The sequence below is a fragment of the Candidatus Magnetaquicoccus inordinatus genome (assembly GCF_004217665.1).
GTDB classification, from domain to species: domain Bacteria; phylum Pseudomonadota; class Magnetococcia; order Magnetococcales; family Magnetaquicoccaceae; genus Magnetaquicoccus; species Magnetaquicoccus inordinatus.
The window spans coordinates 1-19,267 of the sequence record NZ_RXIU01000048.1 but is presented as its reverse complement, the minus strand read 5'-3'; the positions used below and the strand labels follow the sequence as shown (position 1 = coordinate 19,267).

Annotated in this window: 11 protein-coding genes; 5 read left to right on the top strand and 6 right to left on the bottom strand. The window is 53.2% G+C overall.

Features of this window, described 5'->3' with window-relative positions:
- Positions 1-436 precede the first annotated feature (436 nt).
- The gene (locus EJP87_RS05770; RefSeq protein WP_130470912.1) at positions 437-2,275 is read right to left on the bottom strand and encodes an ABC transporter ATP-binding protein; all 1,839 of its coding nucleotides are present in this window, start codon (positions 2,273-2,275) and stop codon (positions 437-439) included.
- A 278-nt stretch (positions 2,276-2,553) separates the two neighbouring features.
- On the opposite strand from EJP87_RS05770, the gene ftsY reads away from it, so the two are divergent.
- The 5 genes from ftsY (at position 2,554) to EJP87_RS05745 (ending at position 13,044) form a co-directional block, all read left to right on the top strand.
- Complete coding sequence (gene ftsY, locus EJP87_RS05765) at positions 2,554-3,477, top strand: signal recognition particle-docking protein FtsY (protein WP_130470911.1); 924 nt, start codon at positions 2,554-2,556, stop codon at positions 3,475-3,477.
- 337 nt (positions 3,478-3,814) lie between these two features.
- On the top strand, positions 3,815-5,785 hold the full coding sequence (locus EJP87_RS05760; protein WP_130470910.1) for a lytic transglycosylase domain-containing protein: 1,971 nt from the start codon (positions 3,815-3,817) through the stop codon (positions 5,783-5,785).
- A 240-nt stretch (positions 5,786-6,025) separates the two neighbouring features.
- Positions 6,026-6,397, top strand: coding sequence for an H-NS histone family protein (locus EJP87_RS05755; RefSeq protein ID WP_130470909.1), 372 nt, complete (start codon positions 6,026-6,028; stop codon positions 6,395-6,397).
- A gap of 160 nt (positions 6,398-6,557) precedes the next feature.
- On the top strand, positions 6,558-12,548 hold the full coding sequence (locus EJP87_RS05750) for a FecR domain-containing protein (protein WP_130470908.1): 5,991 nt from the start codon (positions 6,558-6,560) through the stop codon (positions 12,546-12,548).
- A gap of 28 nt (positions 12,549-12,576) precedes the next feature.
- Positions 12,577-13,044 (top strand): Lcl C-terminal domain-containing protein, encoded by a 468-nt coding sequence (locus EJP87_RS05745; protein WP_193771167.1) that lies wholly within the window; start codon positions 12,577-12,579, stop codon positions 13,042-13,044.
- 206 nt (positions 13,045-13,250) lie between these two features.
- On the opposite strand, the gene EJP87_RS05740 is transcribed toward EJP87_RS05745, so the two are convergent.
- The 5 genes from EJP87_RS05740 to EJP87_RS05720 form a co-directional block, all read right to left on the bottom strand.
- Entirely contained in the window at positions 13,251-15,182 is a 1,932-nt protein-coding gene (locus tag EJP87_RS05740) for a response regulator (protein ID WP_130470906.1), read from the bottom strand.
- Positions 15,183-15,253: 71 nt separating this feature from the next.
- Entirely contained in the window at positions 15,254-16,777 is a 1,524-nt protein-coding gene (locus EJP87_RS05735; protein WP_193771166.1) for a tetratricopeptide repeat protein, read from the bottom strand.
- A complete protein-coding gene (locus EJP87_RS05730; RefSeq protein WP_130470904.1) occupies positions 16,774-17,688 on the bottom strand; it encodes an NAD-dependent epimerase/dehydratase family protein in 915 nt (304 codons plus the stop codon). Before EJP87_RS05730 ends, EJP87_RS05735 begins: the two co-directional genes overlap by 4 nt.
- Position 17,689: 1 nt before the next feature.
- A complete protein-coding gene (locus tag EJP87_RS05725; RefSeq protein ID WP_130470903.1) occupies positions 17,690-18,574 on the bottom strand; it encodes a radical SAM/SPASM domain-containing protein in 885 nt (294 codons plus the stop codon).
- A gap of 12 nt (positions 18,575-18,586) precedes the next feature.
- A partial coding sequence (locus tag EJP87_RS05720) for a polysaccharide deacetylase family protein (RefSeq protein ID WP_130470902.1) occupies positions 18,587-19,267 on the bottom strand: 681 nt, incomplete at its 5' end.

Sequence of the window (19,267 nt, the reverse complement as noted above, 5' to 3'; positions counted from 1 at the left end):
TACCAGCAGGGCTTTGCCCTGCACCCACCAGGAGGAGATAATCTCCTCCTGGACCTCCATAATAGTTTTCTGATTTTCAAATGCGATTGCCCTGCTCTTGAGGAGGGATCGTCTCGCGTGTGTCAGCAGGCAGATGGGACACTGCGCCTGACAGTGGTAAATGGGTAAACAGGGGGCTGCCTGAGAGATAATCGGGCAGCCTTCTTTTTTGCTGGGCAAAGAGTTGTGCCCGTGGTTGTGATGGCAAGTTGCCATCGGGTTCAAGCAGCGGAGGACAAGGTGCAGACGAGCAAAGGGTGAAATGCACCCATGCTGGCACTGCTGATCAAAGTCACCGAGGAGAAGGGCAAGGCGCAGGCGGCGCGAGGGTAATCAAGGGTAGCACCAGGAGTCAACGATGCAGCTCAGGGAGTGCCTGTGTCATGGCAATTGGCTATCAGGCATTGAGAAATCCACCCGATTGTCGTTCCCAGAGTCGGGCATAATGGCCGTTGATGGCCAACAACTGTTCGTGACTGCCCTGTTCCACAATGCGACCTTTTTCCAGATAGAGGATCCGGTCCATGCTGGTGATGGTAGAGAGGCGATGGGCGATAGCAATTACTGTGCGACCGCGCATCAACTGCCAGAGGGTGGATTGGATAAAGTGTTCGGTTTGCGAATCCAGAGAGGAGGTTGCTTCGTCCAGAATCAGGATCGGGGCATCTTTCAGGAAAGCGCGAGCGATGGCCACGCGCTGTTTTTCACCACCAGAGAGGCGGACCCCTTGTTCGCCAACGATTGTCTCAAAGCCCAGAGCACGACGTTGAATAAATTCGCTGCAGTGGGCCAATTCCGCGACCTGTTGTATCTGTTCTGCAGTGGCATCTTGACGGGCATAGCGGATATTGTCACCGATGCTGCGGTGGAACATGCCTGGCTGTTGTGGCACTTCGGCAATGGCCTGATTCAGGGATTGCAAAGTGACTCTGGCAATATCTTGTCCGTCGATACAGATGCTGCCTTCCTGAGGGAGATATTGGCGACGCAGCAGTTTGATAAAGGTGCTTTTTCCGGCGCCAGAGGGACCGACCAAGCCAATTTTTTCGCCAGGCTGGATGTTGAGGTTGAAATGTTGCAAAACGGTATGGCCATCCCGATAGCGAAAGGTGAGATTATGGATTGCGATGGCACCTCCTTGGATGTGCAAAGGAGTTGCCTGGGGATGGTTGACGATTTCGTAGGGTTGACTGATCATTTCCAGGGCGTCAGCCACAATGCCAAGTTGTTCATAAAACTCCAGCAGACGCTGTGACAGCCCCCAAACATTGATAAAGACGATGGTGGAGAGAGAGAAGACCAGCATAAAATCGCCGATGGTCATGGTACCGTTGACGACCTGCTGGATGGCCATGGCAATGAGAGCCAATTGGCTCAGCAGAGTTGTGGAGTAGAGCAGCAGGTGGAGCAGGGTAAAATAGCCGCGTACCCGTACTGAGGCTTTTCTCTCCCGCATCAGACGATCACCGATCACCCGACGTTCAAACAGATAACCAGCGAAGGCCCGTACCAGTTCAATATTGCTGATACTGTCGATCATATGGCCCATGGAGGCGGAGGATTCATTGGCAAAGGTGTGCGAAAGGGATTGACTGCGTTTGACAAAAAGGGCAGAGATGCTGAGAAAGGTGACCGCCCAGGCAATCATGACCATGGCCATGGTTGGCGAACCTGGCCAAAGCAGGAGGGTGCCTTGAATCATGATGGTAAAGATGCGCACGGTGTCATGCAGGAGGATATTAATCAGGGTCAGGCAACTGTTTCCGGTCTGTTTGATTTTTTGTCCTAATTTGCCGGAAAAATTTTCTTGAAAATAGTAGGGAGAGTGGTGGAGCAAATAGGCAAACAGGGTGTTTTGCACCAGAAAACGAAAACGCGGAGCGGTAAAGGTTTCAACAGCTTGATAGGCGCGGTTGCATAGGGCAGAACCAAGCCAGAGAGCACCGACTACCTTGAACCAGTACCAGATCTGTTCGGAAGATTGTCCGGGATGGTAGTCGGCCATGGTATCGATCAATTGGCGCATGGCAGGAGGTTCATACCCCATCAGGGCTATGGACAGAGAGGCGATGCTGACCATCGACAGGGCTTGCAGGGGAAAGCGCCGACTGAGAAAAAACCAGATAAAGTGAATGGGTGTGGTGGGAAAGGGTTGTTGTGGGTTGCTGGGATCGAACAAGGTTTCCATTTCGGGCAGCGCTTCGCGATCCGTAACGGAGGAGGTGGGGGTAGTCATGATTGGGCCATTGCGCAAGCGGTCATTGGCGAGGGAAAGAGTGTGTGCGGGGGTTATACCCCTTTTTTACCGCCTTGTACAAGGGGAGGGCAGGTGCAGGCAAGGAGGGAGGGGCAATTTTGTTGCCGATAGGCAATTAAGGATAAATTTCCTGGTACTTGATACTCTGACAGGTCATGATGCACGAACACTCCGCTAGTGGATGGAGGCTGTGCTGGCAAGTATATGGAGTGAGCCTAATATCGGTCTTGAAACAGCAACGGACAGGATTGTGAGCGATGTCTTTTTTTGCACGGTTGCGAGAGGGGTTGAGCAAGACCCGTAAAGCATTTACCAACCAGTTGGATGCTTTGTTGACGGGCCGGAAGGTGGATGCCGAGTTGATTGAGGAGTTGGAGGCATTATTGATCACCTCCGACTTTGGTTTGGAAACAGCCAGTCGCATTTTGGCAGAAGCGCAGTCGCGCAGTCGCTCTGCCCGCCGCGAGGAGGCCAGTCAATTTCGGGAAATCTTGAAGGATGTTATCTGGGAACGCTTTGATGCTTCACGACAGCCCTGGCACTTGGCGGAGAAAAAGCCGCATGTGATTTTGGTGGTGGGGGTCAATGGCGTGGGCAAGACAACCACGATTGGCAAGTTGGCGGCCCATTTTCACGGCGAGGGACGCAAAGTTATTTTGGCTGCTGGAGATACTTTTCGTGCGGCGGCGGTTGCGCAATTGGAAAAATGGGGTGAGCGGGTGCGTTGTCCAGTAATCGCCCAGGGACAAAATGCCGATTCCGCTTCGGTTGTGCATGATGCCTTTTCTGCGGCCAAAGCGCGACATATGGATCTGTTGCTTGCCGATACGGCAGGCCGTTTACATACCAAAGTCAACTTGATGGAGGAGTTGAAAAAAATCCAGCGGGTCTTGGCTCGGCAGGAGGCGCAGGCTCCGCATGATGTCTGGTTGGTCTTGGATGCGACGACCGGCCAGAATGCCATCCATCAGGTGAAACATTTTCACGAAGCTTTGGGTCTGACCGGTTTGATCATTACCAAACTGGATGGAACGGCCAAAGGGGGGGTGGTTGTAGGCATCAGCGAACAATTTCGGATCCCGATTCGTTTTATCGGCGTGGGGGAGGGAGTTGGGGATTTGAAACCGTTTGAACCGGATCAGTTTGTCGATGCTTTGTTTGCGCGCAGCGATGCCGGATAACAGATGCTCCAGTTTGGTTGATCTGTTGGCGTAACTATTCAGGTTCGTTCTGGCTCGCCAGCTCTGGCCCCATGGGGATGCTGTGGGCATTGGCGCAAAAAATGCGCGCCTATGCCCACAGCTTGCTTCCATTAGGCGCTTAAGCCGACGCAAAGAGCGCGTCGGCTTAGTTTGAAAAGCGCGCCAAAGGCAAAAGATTAAAAGCAAAATCCCAGGGATTCCATCCCTGGACCCGGCCAGGGAGGTGCCCTCCCTGGACCCGCAATAGTTTTGGGTGGTGAATGGTTACCTGTTGGCTATCGATTGTGGGTGCTGTCTGTCCGTTTGGGAGTTGGAGATGCGGTTGCCTGTTGTGCTGAAAAAATGGTGCACGATTCTTATACCCGGTTTGTTGTTTGCATTTTGGCCGCACCTGGCTGCTGCGGTTGCTGTCGATGCGCGGGCGCAGGAGCTGTTTCGGATTTTGGATCAAGGTGGGGCTCTGGATGAATTTTTGGAGCGCAATAATTGGCCTCATGATGATGGTCTGGTCTCCTATCTGGAGTGGGAACTGCTTTTTCATCCCCGTTACAAGGCGACAACGGAGCGCCTGCAGGCTTTTTTGCAACGTTGGCCGGAGCATGCCCAGGCAGATCGGGTACAGGCATTATTGGAATCGCGTCTGACCAAGGAGGGTGAAAATGAGGAGACATTGGCTTTTTATGACCGTTTTAAGCCAAAAACAGTAGAGGCAAAGCAGCGCTATTTGCGTTTGCTGGGAGAGCGCAAACGCTTGGCGGATGGTTTGCCGATTTGGAAAGCGCTTTATTTGGATGGTGTCGCTTTTCCAGAGGATCTGGAGCGCTTGTGCAAGCCGTTGGAGGAGCAGTTGACTCTGGCGGAGAAAGAGGTACGGCTGCGCAAGTTGCTGCACTCTGGTCCTCAGGAAGCCTATGATCGGATCTTTGCCCAGTTGCCGACGGCTCGGCAAAACTATTTTCGTACCGTGGATGCGGCGCTGCATGGTTTGCCGGCCTTTGAGAGCCATTTGGCGCAGTTGCCAGCCAATGAAGCCGACAATGAGGAGATTTGGGATGCGCAGGCCAAATATCTACGGCGCACTCTGCCGCGCAAGCAGTTTATACGTTTTATACTGGAGAAAAAAAGCAGCAAATTGACGCCAAAAACGCGCTATTTGTATCGTTATCAATTGGCCAAAGAGTTGATCAACGAACGGGAAGTGGTCATGGCGCTCTCCCTGCTGCGTGCCAATATTGTAGAAGCGGGTGGCAAGGCTCCAGATTCTTTATGGTTGGGAGCCTGGCACAGCTTGCAACAGGGTAATCGGCAACAGGCATTATCCTGGTTTGGCAAGCTGGCCATGGAGTCCACATCTTCTGCGCAACGGGCCCAGGGGGGGTATTGGGCGGCGCGCCTCAGTGCCAATAAGACGGAAAAAAACAAGTGGTTGTCTATTGCTGCGCGCTATCCAGAGAGCTTTTACGGTTTGTTGGCGCAAGAGCAGTTGGCTGGTAGATTGTCGCTGTTACCGGCTGATCCTTTGCAATGTCCTTCCCGTTGGGGTGCAGAACTGGAAGCCAAATTGGCGACGCCGCGCCAGTTGCAGGCGCTGGGAAGGAGTCATCACAACGGAGCGGAAATTCGTAAATTAGCCAGTCGTCTGCATTTGAGTCAAAACGATCAAATCTGTTTGGCCAAGGAGTTGGGAGCGGCCGATTTGGCGGTACAGTTGGCAGCATCGGTGCGCAAGGAGGGGCAGGTTATCTTTAGCGCTCTTTATCCGCAACCGGATTGGCAGCCTTTGCGTGGTTGGGAATTGGAACCGGCTTTGGTTTGGTCAACGACCAGACAGGAAAGTTTATTTCAGCGCCATTCCGAGTCCGCTACTAAAGCATATGGTTTAATGCAATTGATGCCAGCAACTGCTGTAGAGGAGAGCAACCGCATGGGATTGCCGACTGCAACACGCCATTTATTGCAGTGGCCTGCCTATAATTTAGCGGTTGGTCAATCCTATTTGGCGCGTATGTTAAAGCTGTTTGATGGTGATCTATTGTTGGCTGTTGCGGCGTACAATGCTGGACCTGGCCGTGCGCTCTCCTGGCGTGCCAGTCGTGAAAAAGAGGATCCGATCCTGTTCATTGAAAAGATTCCTTTTTCTGAAACCAGAGAGTATGTCAAACGGGTGTTGCATGGTTGGGCGATCTATCGCCTGCAAGCCTACTCTCAGGTCTCGTTGGAAAATGTATTACGCGAAAAAAAACCAGGAACCAGTCAATTTTTATCACCATCTCCTGCAACAAAATGAGGCTGAATCCATTCAGAACCATTGGCGGCTTTGCCAAAATGGCCTTGAATCTGTTGGGATCCCTTTGTTTTGTGAGCTGTTGCTCTGAGACAGCTTGATTTTTCTTGCAAATCATTATTGACTGCGCTATAAGATTTGACCTTTATCAAATTTGTATTTGACTATCATCAAACAGCTACTTAAAGGCGCAGTCAAACGCTATCATGCAAGTGAGGTTGCTGAATTGCAAAAGGAGCAAATATGGCAAAAGAAACAAAGGCCGAAGAAAAAGATGTTGTATCGGCTATCAGTGACATGTCATTAGAAGATTTGATGGCTTTCAATGTGGAGGTTGAATCATTGATCAACAGGCGGCAACACAATTTGCGTAAAGAGTTGTATGAGCAGATGATGACGCTGGTGAGCAATGCTGGCTTTACCTCTTTGGATGAGGTGCTGGCGGTGCAAAAGGCGCGACGGGTACGCAGCGACAAAGGGATCAAAACCTTTCCCCGCTATCGCAATCCTGCAGATAATACACAGACCTGGTCCGGGCGCGGGCGTCGGCCGCAGTGGGTGGTAAACTATCTGAGCCAAGGGGGAGATTTGCAAGCGTTGGTCATGGAGGAGTAGGGATTGCTGCTGTCGTCAGGATAAGTGGGGTTTGCTGGCTGAAAAAACAGCACCTTGACTGTGGGGGATGTTGAAATAGCGTTGTATCGGTGTATTTTCTCGGCATACAATGGCTCTGTGAGCAAGAAAGGAAAAAAATCGGCACAGTCGGGGTATTGGTATGAGCAATCCATTCATTGCGGATTGGCGCTCCCTATTCAAGAGCAGTGACGCACTGGCGTTACAGTTGGATTGGGATCTGGACAGGGATGCAGATCTGCTCTTCGTGCCGAGCAATGATCTGTTATTGCACAGCAGATTGTATCGTGATGGACAGGATCTGCTTTTGCTGGGGCCAAACGGCGAACGTCACACGGTTCAGGACTATTTTTCTACGCCACGACCGGCCATTTTGGCTACTGTCGAGGGTCGTTTTCTTTTGCCGGAAACGGTTGAACTGCTGCTTGATGGGCTGGCATCGCCATTTGCACCGGCTGGGGGTGTGGTGGCTGGACCAGCAATGGTGGTTGAGCCAGGAACTCCAATTGCCCATGTGCAAGAGATCAGTGGCGAGGTGACTGTACGCAATCGTGCGGGAACAAGCCGAAGCTTGATTAAGGGTGACCCCATTTTCGCTGAAGATCTCCTCAAAAGCGGGCCAGGAGGTCAAATCAAGCTGCTTTTTTTAGACCAGACCCAGTTGCAATTGGGAGAATCGACCCATCTGCTTCTCAATCAATATCGTTATAATCCACAAGCGGGAGAAGGCTATTTTGAGGCTACGGTAACCCGTGGCCTTTTCAAGTATAGCAGCGGTGATTTGGCACGCCAGCACACCAGTCGCCATACTCTGTTGAAAACGCCAACAGCTCAAATCGGGGTGCGTGGCAGTGAGTTGCAAGTGGATGTGGGGGAGGATGGGCAGACCACGGTATTGCATACGGCAGGGGTTTTGGAGATTGCCAATGCCCAGGGACAGGGGATGGTGACCCTGTTGCAGCCGGGTATGGCCACGGTGGTCACCATGGACAGCATGCCGCGTCAACCCTTTGCCGCTCCCAGCACCCTGTTGCAACACTTTTCCAATCAATTGCCTCCTGTGTTGCCGGATCGCAAGCCTGATGGCCATCGGGAGCGGAGTGGTGAGGGCAAAGGGGATGGAAAAGAGGCAGCCCCGCTTGATGGCAAAGTGGCTGCAGACAAGGGTCGGCAAGGAGGTGGAGAAGAGAGTGCCAAAGGCGCTCCTGCCACCAATCCCGCTGGCAAAGCGGCTCCGACAGAAGCAGGGGAGCCAAACAAACCGGGAGCTGCAGGCAATGATCTCCGCGCTTTGCCAGGAGAGGAGCTTCCCGGTCAGCCGCTGTTAAGCGAGCATTATTTGTTGAATCCTAAAACAATGGAGTCAGGAGCCAATCTTCCTGGCCAAAATTCTGGAGCTTCGCCGTCTGCTCATCCGCTCTCCGCAGTGTTTTCTCCTTTCTCTGAGCCTGTACCGCCAGGCAACTCCCCCCTTTCATCGGCTACACTGCCTCCCTCACTGCCTCCATTGACCGTGCCACCGCTCACCGCTCCGCCTGTGACCCAGCCTCCCGCGACGACGCCACCGAATGTACCAACTGTTTTGGGTTGGGCACGCTTGCATAGTGGTTTGGCCACCGATTTGTCGCATGGTTCCTGGGGCAGTGATATTGCGGTAGATAGCGCTGCGGGGAAAGTTTATGTGGTTGGCGGTTACTATGGCTCGGTGTCCACACCGGTATGGTTATCCACAGCAGCGGGTGAGCAGGCTGGTTTTATCCAGCAGTGGAGTAGTGCCGGGGTTGCCGGTTGGGTGCAGGCTGTTGCAGCGCACAGTGGCGGCATGGTGGAAGTCAATCAGGTTCGTTTGCTGAATGAGACCGTTTCTGGGGTGACGACCCGCTATCTTTATATTGCTGGAGATTTTACCGGTACTCTGGATATTGGTTCAGCCGGCAGCTTGACCAGTGCTGGTGGAACCGATTTTTTTATAGAAAAATGGGATCTTGCTGGTCATTTGCTCTGGGCAAAACAGTTTGGAGGCAGTGCTGATGAGGGTGGTGTGATCATCGGCAGCAGCAGTGCTGGTTTGCAGATTGGCTGGGGTGAGCTGTTAAATGGCATGGGAGTGACTGGCAGCAATGTGCAAGTCAATACCCTGTCCACTGCCAATGGTACTGTTGTGCAGCAGTATGTGTTGACTACCGATGGCACGCCATCAGGCAGTTTGCCTCCCGACAAGTTGCAGGCGGTGGTGAGCGACAGTGCGGGCAATGTCATTATGGCGGGGGATCACTATGCGAGCAGTCTAGGCCGGATGGTGCCCTTCATTGAACGCATCACCCCAACGGGCAACCACTGGTATCAAAGTTTGGACGCTGTGGCAACAAGCATTTCTGGGGTCGGCAATCTCTGGAGTGCGGCGCTGGCGGTGGATAGTGCGGGTAGCATCTATTGGGCTGGGGGGATGACAGGGGAGAGATTGTTGTTAGCCAACCTAGATACGGCAGGCAATCTGCTTTGGCATCGCGAATATAATGTCCAGGGGTTGGGGGATTGGCTGGCGATGGCCAGGGACAGCAGTGGCGCACTCTATTTGACCAGCGTTTTTGCCGGTACGGCGACATTTGATTCATTCACTGTCAACAGTGAACAGGGGAGTGTCGATCTGTTTGTTACCAAATTGGACAGCAGTGGTCATCCGCTATGGGTGCGGGCGTTGGGGGGGGTGGGTGAAGAGTATGCGGGTGGTATTACGGTTGATTCTGCCGGTAACATCTATGTGAGCGGCGCGCTGACCGGTGGGGCTGACCTGGATCCAGGGGCGGGCCAATTGTGGCAGGAGAGAAATGCAGCGACCCATGCTCTCTTGATCAAGTTGGACAGCAACGGGGTCATGGATCATCTGCCTGATGGCTCTGTGGCGGTGACCATCAACAATAATGGTGTGTTAACAGCCAGTCATCTGTTGCAGGATGCCGATGGTCCTGCCACTTTATCGGTCAGTTATCAATGGCAATGGTCGGCAGATAATGGAGTAAACTGGCAGGATATCGCTGGTGCGCAAGCAGCGCAATTTTTTCCCACTGCTGCGCTGCTGGGCAAACAGGTGCGTGTGCTCTACTCCTATACCGATCAATTAGGTATCCTGGAAGAGATTGTTGGGCCAGTGAAAACCATTGCAGCAGTTGCAACAGCGCCATTGGCGCTCTCCTTGACTGCCACAGATGGTTATGCGGCTACGCGCTTGGCAGGGGAGAGCAACAACGATCGGGCGGGTGCGGATGTCAGTGCAATAGGCGATTTTAATGGCGATGGTTTTGCTGATCTGCTGCTGGGCGCCTATCGGGCGGATCATGCTGCCAGGCTCGATAATGGCAGCAGTTATCTGCTTTTTGGCCATGCGAATGGCTTTCCCGCACAGAGTGCGCTGGCGACTTTGACAGGCAATAATGGTTTTCGTCTGGATGGTGCGGCCAGTTATGATGGCGCAGGCCGTGCGGTCAGTGGGGCGGGCGATGTCAATGGCGATGGTTTGGCCGATCTGATTATTGGTGCCCCGGATGCCCATCTTGCTGCTGGATCCAGTTATGTGGTTTTTGGCACTGCGGGTGGTTTTACCCCGGTATTGCAACTGAGCAGTTTGACTGGTGTAAACGGTTTTCGTCTGGATGGGCCAGCCCCTTCGGCGCAGGCGGGTAATTCGGTCAGTTCAGCGGGCGATATGAATGGCGATGGTCTGGATGATCTGTTGATCGGCAGTTGGTTGGCCTCTCCCAATGGTGTCCAATTATCCGGTGCCGCATATGTTGTGTTTGGCAAGAGTTCAGGGTTTTCTTCTGTCATTGCATTGTCTACCCTGGATGGCAACAGTGGTTTTCGCATGGATGGACGAGGTGTCAAAAGCTATGCGGGGGTGGCAGTCAGCTCTTTGGGCGATTTTAATGGGGATGGTTTCAGCGACCTGATTATCGGCGCTGCGGATGCCGATCCGGCAGGTGTGCTTTATTCTGGAGCCGCTTATGTGGTGTTTGGCCATGCAGGAGCCTATGCCTCTTCCATGAATCTCTCCACGTTGGATGGGTTGAATGGTTTTCGTTTGACCGGTGCAGCCAGCAGCAAATTGCTCTCTGTTGCCTCTGCTGGTGATGTCAACGGCGATGGTTTGGCGGATCTGATGATCGGTGCCTATACCCTTGATTCTCTCAACTCTTTGCGTACTGGATATGGCTATGTTCTCTTTGGCCATGCTGCCGATGGGCAATCGCTTGTCGATCTGAATAGCTTGAACGGGAATAATGGTTTTCGTGTGCAAGGCAGCCCCGTATTGGGCAGCGGTTTTGGGATGTCGGTCAGTGCCGCCGGTGATGTCAATGGCGATGGTTATGGTGATCTGTTATTGGGGGCACCCTGGGGGAGCACGAACGGTAACGAGGCAGGTTCGTGTTATGTGATTTATGGACATGCTGGTGGGTTTAATTCTTTATTAAATTTGACTAATCTGACAAGCAACGACGGCTTTCGTCTCGATGGTCCCAGCGCTTTGAGTTGGACGGGCGTTGCGGTGAGTGCCGCCGGAGATGTGGATGGCGATGGCTTTGCAGATCTATTGGTTGGCAGCAGTGGCAGTGGCGACGGCGCCGCTTATCTGATTTTTGGCAGCAACTGGAGTGGCAGCGTGACCCTTCTGGGCAGCAGCGCTAATGATACCTTGCAAGGCACGACATCTGCAGATCGTCTGGTTGCCGGTGTGGGGCAGGATACGCTGCACGGTGGCGGTGGGGCAGATGTGTTGGTTGGTGGTGCGGGCGACGATCGCTTGGAGGTCAGTGATCTGCAATTCCAGAAAGTGGATGGTGGCGCTGGTAATGATACCTTGGCGTTGACAGGTGCGGGCATGACCCTTGCTTTGCCGGCGTTGGCGGGCAAAATAGTCTCTATTGAGCGCATTGATTTGACCGGTGGTGGCGCCAATACCCTGCTGTTGAACGATCTGGCGCTGCTGAACCTTTCTGAAACAACCAATACAGTGCTTATCGAAGGGGATGCCGGAGATAGTGTACGGGCGGGAACCGGTTGGAGTGATCTCGGCATCTCTGGCAGTTATCATCATTATAGCAAGGGAGATGCGGAGCTGCAGGTTGCGCTGGCGGTTACCTTTTGCCAAAACGATCCCTTGTTGGTGGATTTGCAGGGCACGGGATTGCATTTGACCGCTTGGAATGCTGGAAGCCGTTTTGATGTCAATGGCGATGCTGTTGCCGATCCTGTCGGTTGGTTTGGTCAAGGCAACGCCCTGCTGGTGTGGGATCGTGATGGCAATGGCCGCATCGACGACATGGCTGAGGTTGTTTCAAATTATGCTGTCGCTGAGGCTCTTTCCAGTATGGCGGTATTGCAGCGTGCCGATGCAAACCATGATGGCCAGATTGATGATCAGGATAGCCTGTTTCACTCCTTGCAACTGTGGGTGGATGCGGGTAGCGATGCCCACTCTGTTCCTGCAGAGTTGTTCACTCTCAAGCAACTGGGCATAGCCTCTATTGGACTGGCCTTTGCAGAGTCGGAACCGTTAACCATCAACGGCAATCAGGTCACCGGTTTTGCCACGGTCCACTTTGCTGATGGTCATAGCGCTACCATGGCAGAGGTTCAGTTTGATTTTGCGCTGGCAGGTGCTGAGTCGGAGCAGGCACAGCAACCAACAGATTCCGGAGTGGGGAGCCAGCCAGAGCAGATCCATTGGCAGGGTATCGCGATGCAGCGAGAGGGGGCATCGTTGCAATTGCTGGATTTTGCCGCTGCATTGGATGTGACCGCCTTGTTGCACAATCGCGCCTTGGCAGGGGTGGATACAGTGGATGTGCGTGGGAATGGTCACACCACTCTGCTGATGAGTGCTTGGCCAGAGTGGATGGATGAGGGAGTGCCGTTGCTGATCAAAGGTGATGCAGGTGATACGTTGCAGGTGCAGGCGGCGATGGAGACTCTTTTGGGAGGTGGTAGTGCGGTCTTGGTGGAGGGTATCTCCCATCCTGTGGATGCCAACGGTCAGATAATCCTTGGCAATGAGAGCTATAGTGTGCATAAATCGGTCGATGGTTTGCATACGGTGTTGGTGGGGTCGGAAATGGTGGTCAATCTGGTCCGGTAAGGCGATATTGACAGGCGTGAGGGTTGCGATGAACAACAGAGCGGGATGGTGGAAGGGTGCAGTTGTGATTGGGTTGTGTTCTTTGCTGGGGGGGGGCTTCCTGCAGGCAGGAGAGCGTTATACCAACAACAACAATGGCACAATTACCGATCATAAATCAAAATTGGTTGCCTTGGCGGATGGTAACTGTTTGCAAAAAATGACCTGGGATGAAGCGATGGCGGAGGTTGGTCGTTTGGCCAGTGGCAAGTGTGGTTTGACTGATGGTTCGGCAGCGGGGAATTGGCGCTTGCCGACAAAAAGAGAGTTGGGGATTTTGGTGGATTGGCGCAAGAGTGGCAAATTTGTCGCTTTGAACAACGATTTTTATTGGTCCGGCACGGTCAATGAAGAGGATTCCAAACTGGCCTGGTTGATCTTTTTGGCCACGGTTTATATCGGCAATGATCTCAAGAGCGATAAAAACATGTATTGGCCGGTACGGGATGCCCACTGAGTGAAAAGCGGCAGGGGCACGGTTTTGCGGAGAGCTTGTGAAAAATGGTCGTGAGCAAGCACATGGGCAAGGCGCATGCGAATGAGCAACGAGACATATCAAGCAGCTTGGCGAGGAGCGAATGAGCCTGCAACGCCGCCCATGGGCTGCACAGTAGATTTATTCACAAGCTCGGAGTGGATGGAATGCTGTGCTGCGCGGTTGGTTTATCCCAGGAAACGCCGTACCCGTGGCAGAAAGTTGGCATAGTCAAAAGGTTTGGTGATAAAATCGTTTGCTCCCAGTTGAAAGGCTTTTTCCCTGGTGGTGATCGAATCGTCGCCGGTGACTAGGATGATGGGAATCTCGCGGCTTTCTGGTTTGTTGCGCAGTTCGCGTAACAGTTCAAAGCCGTTCATCCCAGGCATCTGCACATCGGCAATGATCAGGTGAAAGGTTTGTGCAGCCACCAGATGCAGCGCGGTCAAGCCACTGTCGGTTTCGACGACGTTTGTTCTTTCCATGCTTAAGCGCAGACGCAGCAGTTGGCGAAAGTCTGGATCATCATCGACAACCAGAATTTGCGGAGTCACTTCGGGCAAATAGGCATAAAAAGTACTCCCTTCCTCCTCTTTGGACTCCACAGTCAGGGTGCCCCCGTGTGCCTTCATCAACTCCAGGCTGAATGGTAAACCAAAACCGGTTCCATGTTCTCCTGCGGTCCCGATTGTGGAGCTCTTCTCTTCCAGACAAAATATTTTTCCTTGGCGTTTTTTGGAGATGCCGACCCCATTATCCTTGACAGCCAAGGTTACAGGTGTTCCCTCCAGGCTGCTGATGCGGACCCAGCCTCCGGGGCGACAAAATTTAATGGCATTGGAGAACAGGTTGCGCAACACTTCGCCAAACAGATCGGGATCCACATAGAGTCGGCATTGGGTGCTGACACCATTTTCCAGACGAATGGTTTTTTGTGCAGCGGTGGGCGTAAACTGTTCGATAATGGTTTCCACCAGAAAATGGGCATTGAGAAAGCGTGGTTTGGGGGTGATTTTACCTGTCTTCAGTCGTCCGATATTGAGCAACTCATCGATCATCTGCAGCATTTTTTGACAACTATCGACCATCCAGCGGATAAAGCCCTTTTGTCGTTTGCTGAGTGGATCTTTCTTGTCGCTGTCCATCAACTCCAGAAAGCCCATGATGGTGGTGAATGGTCCACGCAGATCGTGGGCAACCAGCGACACAAATTGATCTTTGAGACGGGTAGCCTGTTCAGCCTCCTCCTTGGCGCGACGCAGAGCCAGTTCGGTTTGCTGTTTTTTGGTGACATCTCTGGCAATGACCACGGTATGCCACCCTTCAGGGCGGCGAATCGGCGAGATGGAGGCGGAGACGGGAAAGGTATCACCATTTTTGCGGCGGACCGTAAATTCGCTGACATGACCAACCATGGTGCCCTGTCCGGTTTGCCGAAAGGATTGAAAAGAGGCGAGAATCCTTTTTTTGAAATCCGAAGGAGGGAGCAGAGAAAAGACCTCCTTGCCCAACATCTCCTCCGGGGTATAACCGAAGGTATGGGTGGCGGCAGGATTCCAGAAGATGACGCGCCCCTCCTGGTCGAGCAGGATGATGGGATCGTGGGCAGCAGAGGTGATGATGTCGAGTTTTTCTTGTGTCTCTTGCAGTTGCGCAGTACGCGCCCGTACACGATTTTCCAATTCGTCGTGGGCGGTACGCAGAGCCTGCATGGCCTCGGTCAGTGCTTCGGCGTTGCGGCGTTTTTCCAGGGAATAGTGGATGGCGCGGCTGACAGATTCCAGATTGAGATCGGTTTTGTGCAGATAGTCATCGGCACCGGCACGCAGAGCCTCCAGCATCGCCTCTTCGCCGATGGTTCCGGTAAAGAGAATAAAACCGGCATGGCAACCGGCGGCACGCAAGCGGTGGATGACATCGATGCCGGTTTCACCATCCAGGCGATAATCGATGAAGATGATATGCGGCATGGTGGTGCAGAGCAGTCCCAAGGCGTCATGACCGCTGGCACACTGGACGCAAGAGATTGTCCAGTGCCGAATTTTTTTGAGCAAGCCGGAGAGCAAAGCCCGCTCTACGGGATTATCATCGATAATCAAAATGCACAGCGGCTGGTCCATATTCGCATGCCGGGTGGTGAGGAGAGAAAATACCTATTCAGGCCTATAACCTGTTTTGGAAAAAAATGCAATTAATTAACGAGAATGCAATCCGCTAAAGAGGAATCTTTCTGCAGTTGCGCGACCATCTGTTGGATGGGAGCATGCCAATCGTTGGCGATTTGCTGTCGGAACATGCGCATGCCGGGATACCAAGGGGTAGAGGTTGGGTTTTGCGACCAGCGCCAATCGGGTGCCAAAGGTAATAGCAACCAGACTGGTTTTCCCAGTGCACCTGCCAAATGGGCCACGGCAGTATCGATGGTGATCAACAGATCCAATTGGCTGACGATGGCCGCTGTTTGTGCAAAATCGGTGAGCGCATTGTTCAGATCCAGCAACGACATGCCGGGATGGGGTGGGAGAGGAGTCTGGCGATTGGGATCTTTTTGCAGGCTGATCCAGCTTATATCAGGCAGCGCAGCCAAAGGGGCCAAGGCTTCCCAGGGACAGGAGCGACGGCGCAAGGGATCATTTTGATGCAGAGGTTTGCCTTGCCAAACCAGGCCAATACGGCGATTTTTTAGCGCGCTGAGTCGTTGTTGCCAACTCTGTTGTAACTGGGGATCGGCCCATAGATAGGGAACAGAGGCGGGAATATTCTCTGCTTGGGTATGCAGGGCCAACGGCAAAGAGAGCAGTGGCGAGTAGCAGTCGATGGTTTCCTGGCATTGGAACTGTTCTGGGGTGCTGAGAGAGTCGATACAATCCATATTGCGCAACAGGGGCAGCAGCGCCGATTGGCAGGTCAAGAGAATCCGTGCGCCCATCGCTTTGAGCATCGGCAGATAGCGGACAAACTGCAGGGTATCACCAAAACCCTGTTCAGCCAGAACCAAAATGGTCTGTCCGTGCAATGGCGAGCCCAGCCAGCGCGGTATGCCAGGATTGTGCAAAAGAATCTTCGGTTTGTGCAGGCAAGCCTGCTCTCCGCTGGCTTGCAGACGCCATTCATATTCTCGCCATCCGGTATGATAATCCTCCATCAACAGGGCGGTAAGTGCCAAATTGATGTGTCCGGCAATCAGTTGCGGATAGTGGGTGACTACCTGTTCAAAACAGTGTCTGGCCTCCTCCAGTTGGCCGCTGGCCTTCAGGCAGAGACCAAGATTGATCCAGGCTTCTTGAAAATGCGGACGCAGTTGGATGGCGTTGCGGAAGGGGGGAATGGCGGCTTCCGCCTCTCCCAGATCCATTAAGGTATCTCCCAGATAAAAATGGGCCTCTGGATGGTTGGGGCAACGCTGTTGGAAGTCACGAAAGCGTTCCAGAGCTGCACGACTCATTTGCCGATTTTTCAGCAGGACACCCAAGGACAAGAGGATGTCCGGATTGTCGGGATCCCGTATGGCCGCTTGACTGAGCAGGTTGGTAGCAGAGCGCAGATCTCCGGCCTCCTGACAGGCCAGTCCGTAGGGGTGTAAAATGCGCGGATGGCCGGGAAACTGTTGCAACAGAAGTTGGTACAGCGCGATGGCTTCTGGCAACTGTCCGGCCTGGTGGAGGCGAATGGATGCCGCCAATTGTTCTCTGAGATAGAGGGTTTGCTCGCTCACGTTTTCACTCTCTGTTGCGAGGAGGAGGTGGCGATTAAGTGTCTGACCCATTCGGCCATACCCAGACGGAATGGAGTATAGGTAAATTCAGGCAGCAGACGCGCCAATTTGCTGCGATCATAGCAGCGATGGCCACCGACATAGGCATTGACATCCGGGGCGGGGCCCTCCGGGCAATAGGGCGTGACAGAAAGCGGCTGTTCGAGCAGTTCGGCAATAGTGCGATAATAATCCAGATGACTGAGCAGATCGGGACCGCAGGCGGTAAAATCTTCACCATAGGCCCGTTCGTTATCGAGCAAAGCGACAATGATCCGTGCCAGATCATCCACATGGATCGGTTGAATCAGGCCCAAGCCTCCTCCCAAAAGTTGTAAAGGTTTGCCGCTTTGTATCTCTTCCAGCAGTGTGGCGCGGCGACCATGCTTGGGAATGGTGCCGGGCCAACTGCCCGGTCCATAGATATGGGGTGGGCGCAGGATAATCGCCTGCACCATGCCATTGTTTTGGGCATGCAGGATACGCTCTTCGGCTTGGCGTTTGGCGCCACCATAATCGGGCAAATCGCTGAAGCGGGCCTGCTCCTCACGCAGAAAGAGCGGACGATGGGCGGGATGATAGGCATAATCGCTGCTGATCATAATCAGACGTTGGCATTTTCTGGCCAAGGCGATTGTTTGCTGCAACTGTTCTGGATTCATGCCGATAAAATCGACGACCACCTGATAGGCGATGGTGTCGGGAAGATTGTAGGGAATCTCTTCTCTGGGCAGAGAGATATGTTGGGAGATGCGCGGATCCAAAGGCTTTTGGCCACGGGTGACACAGATCAATTGATGTCCTGCCGCCAGGGCATGCTGAACAAAACGTCCCGAAAGAAAGCCACTTCCACCCAATACCAGTATGTTCATGTCATTTATGCTCGATCAAGACCCCGCTGCCATCGGCATTCAAAAAGGTGCAGCCGTGGCAGGTGGGTAAGGTTTCAATCAACCCTTGCGCATTGAGAGCAACCAGGCGCTGCCAGGCGGCGCCCTGATAGATCTCCTGCAAACTCTGTTCACCCACATTGCCAAAGGCCAACTGGCGATTGACATCCATACTGCAGGGACAGACATCGCCATTGACGCAGATCACCGGTTCCGGTTGCAGCAATTTGCTGCATTGGCGCCGTTCATTTTGTGTGGGGCGCAATTGGGGAAACAGATTGGACCAGCTATGTGGACGCCATACCTCAAAAGCATCGACTCGATCCCAGAACACCTCTTTGATGTGGGCTACCTCGCCCTGATCATCGGGCATCAGCAGGGTATAGAGCTCGGTACGTACCGGTTGCGACGAGCGGCTGTTATACTCCAAGAAATAGTCGATGGCACGGCGTGCCTGCTCACCCTGTTCAGCCCGTTGGTAGGCACGCATGCTCCTTTCCGGGCTGAGTCCCAACAGAGAAAAGCGCATGGCTGGCAAAAGCTGTTCCTGGATGACTGCTTCTGTATAGCGTTTTTTCCAGGAGGCCATGTTGCTGGCGACATGCGGGCTCAGATGCGCGGTCTCTTTTTGCATAAAGCGCAGTCGTTCCAACAGTTGGTTATCGCAACTGGGATCCCCCATGCCGCCAAAACGGATATGTTCATCGACGGTATGTTCTTCTGCAATTTCGCGTAAGATTTTGCTAAACAGCGCCTCACTCATGGTGGTGAGGGGGTGCTGAAACAGGGTGCCATGCGGGCAGACCGTGCAGTGACTGTTGCAGTGGGTGGTGGTTTCGATGGCGATCCAACGAAAACGCAATGCCATGATCTCAATCCTTTAAGTGCGAGAGGGGTCTGCCGCGGGGGGCAGCAGATGGATATGATCTTCTCTGGGCCACTCCAGAAAGCTGCGTTGTGCCAGAGCGGTTCGATTGGAACGAAAACCCAACTGGATGCCCATCTCCTGCAGAATGTGTAACGTCTCCTCGTTGTAGGAGTTGCAGGGGTGGGCCATAGTGCGGGGCGGCACCCCGAGCAGATGGTGCAAGTGGTCAAAATTATCTTTATATTCCTGATATTGCTTATTATATGGCAGCCTACCCAGGCGGGTGGGATGGGAATAGGAGTGCAGACCAATCAGGTGCCCTTGTTGTTGCAGAGAGAGCAGATGGTCGTTGTGCATCCAAAGCTGCCTGGCTGCCTTTTCTGGAGCATATTCATGCTGCTGCATCAACAGAGACATGAGCTGTTCATAGTGCTCTGCCGACAGGATTTCGTCACGCAAATAGCGGAAGATGCGGTCGTTTTCGCTATAAAAATCAAATTCGGCCAAATAGGTTTTGGCCGACAAAGAGTGCAGGTGGCTCTGGCAGAACGGATAGTGTTGGGCGGCAAGTTGGAAAAAGGCTTGATAAAAATGGTCGATGGAGTCGAATGCCACCGAGCGAAAGTGGCGATAGATCTCCAGTTGTTCTCTCTTGCCATGAAAGACCGAGGAGTAGACAAACCAGAAAGCGCT

What these genes read in the sequence shown, in the direction of transcription:
- EJP87_RS05730 (WP_130470904.1), bottom strand. Translation starts at nt 17,688, where the DNA reads ATGAACATACTGGTATTGGGTGGAAGTGGCTTTCTTTCGGGACGTTTT.
- EJP87_RS05740 (WP_130470906.1), bottom strand. Translation starts at nt 15,182, where the DNA reads ATGGACCAGCCGCTGTGCATTTTGATTATCGATGATAATCCCGTAGAG.
- EJP87_RS05725 (WP_130470903.1), bottom strand. Translation starts at nt 18,574, where the DNA reads ATGGCATTGCGTTTTCGTTGGATCGCCATCGAAACCACCACCCACTGC.
- EJP87_RS05750 (WP_130470908.1), top strand. Translation starts at nt 6,558, where the DNA reads ATGAGCAATCCATTCATTGCGGATTGGCGCTCCCTATTCAAGAGCAGT.
- EJP87_RS05770 (WP_130470912.1), bottom strand. Translation starts at nt 2,275, where the DNA reads ATGACTACCCCCACCTCCTCCGTTACGGATCGCGAAGCGCTGCCCGAA.
- EJP87_RS05745 (WP_193771167.1), top strand. Translation starts at nt 12,577, where the DNA reads ATGAACAACAGAGCGGGATGGTGGAAGGGTGCAGTTGTGATTGGGTTG.
- ftsY (WP_130470911.1), top strand. Translation starts at nt 2,554, where the DNA reads ATGTCTTTTTTTGCACGGTTGCGAGAGGGGTTGAGCAAGACCCGTAAA.
- EJP87_RS05755 (WP_130470909.1), top strand. Translation starts at nt 6,026, where the DNA reads ATGGCAAAAGAAACAAAGGCCGAAGAAAAAGATGTTGTATCGGCTATC.
- EJP87_RS05760 (WP_130470910.1), top strand. Translation starts at nt 3,815, where the DNA reads ATGCGGTTGCCTGTTGTGCTGAAAAAATGGTGCACGATTCTTATACCC.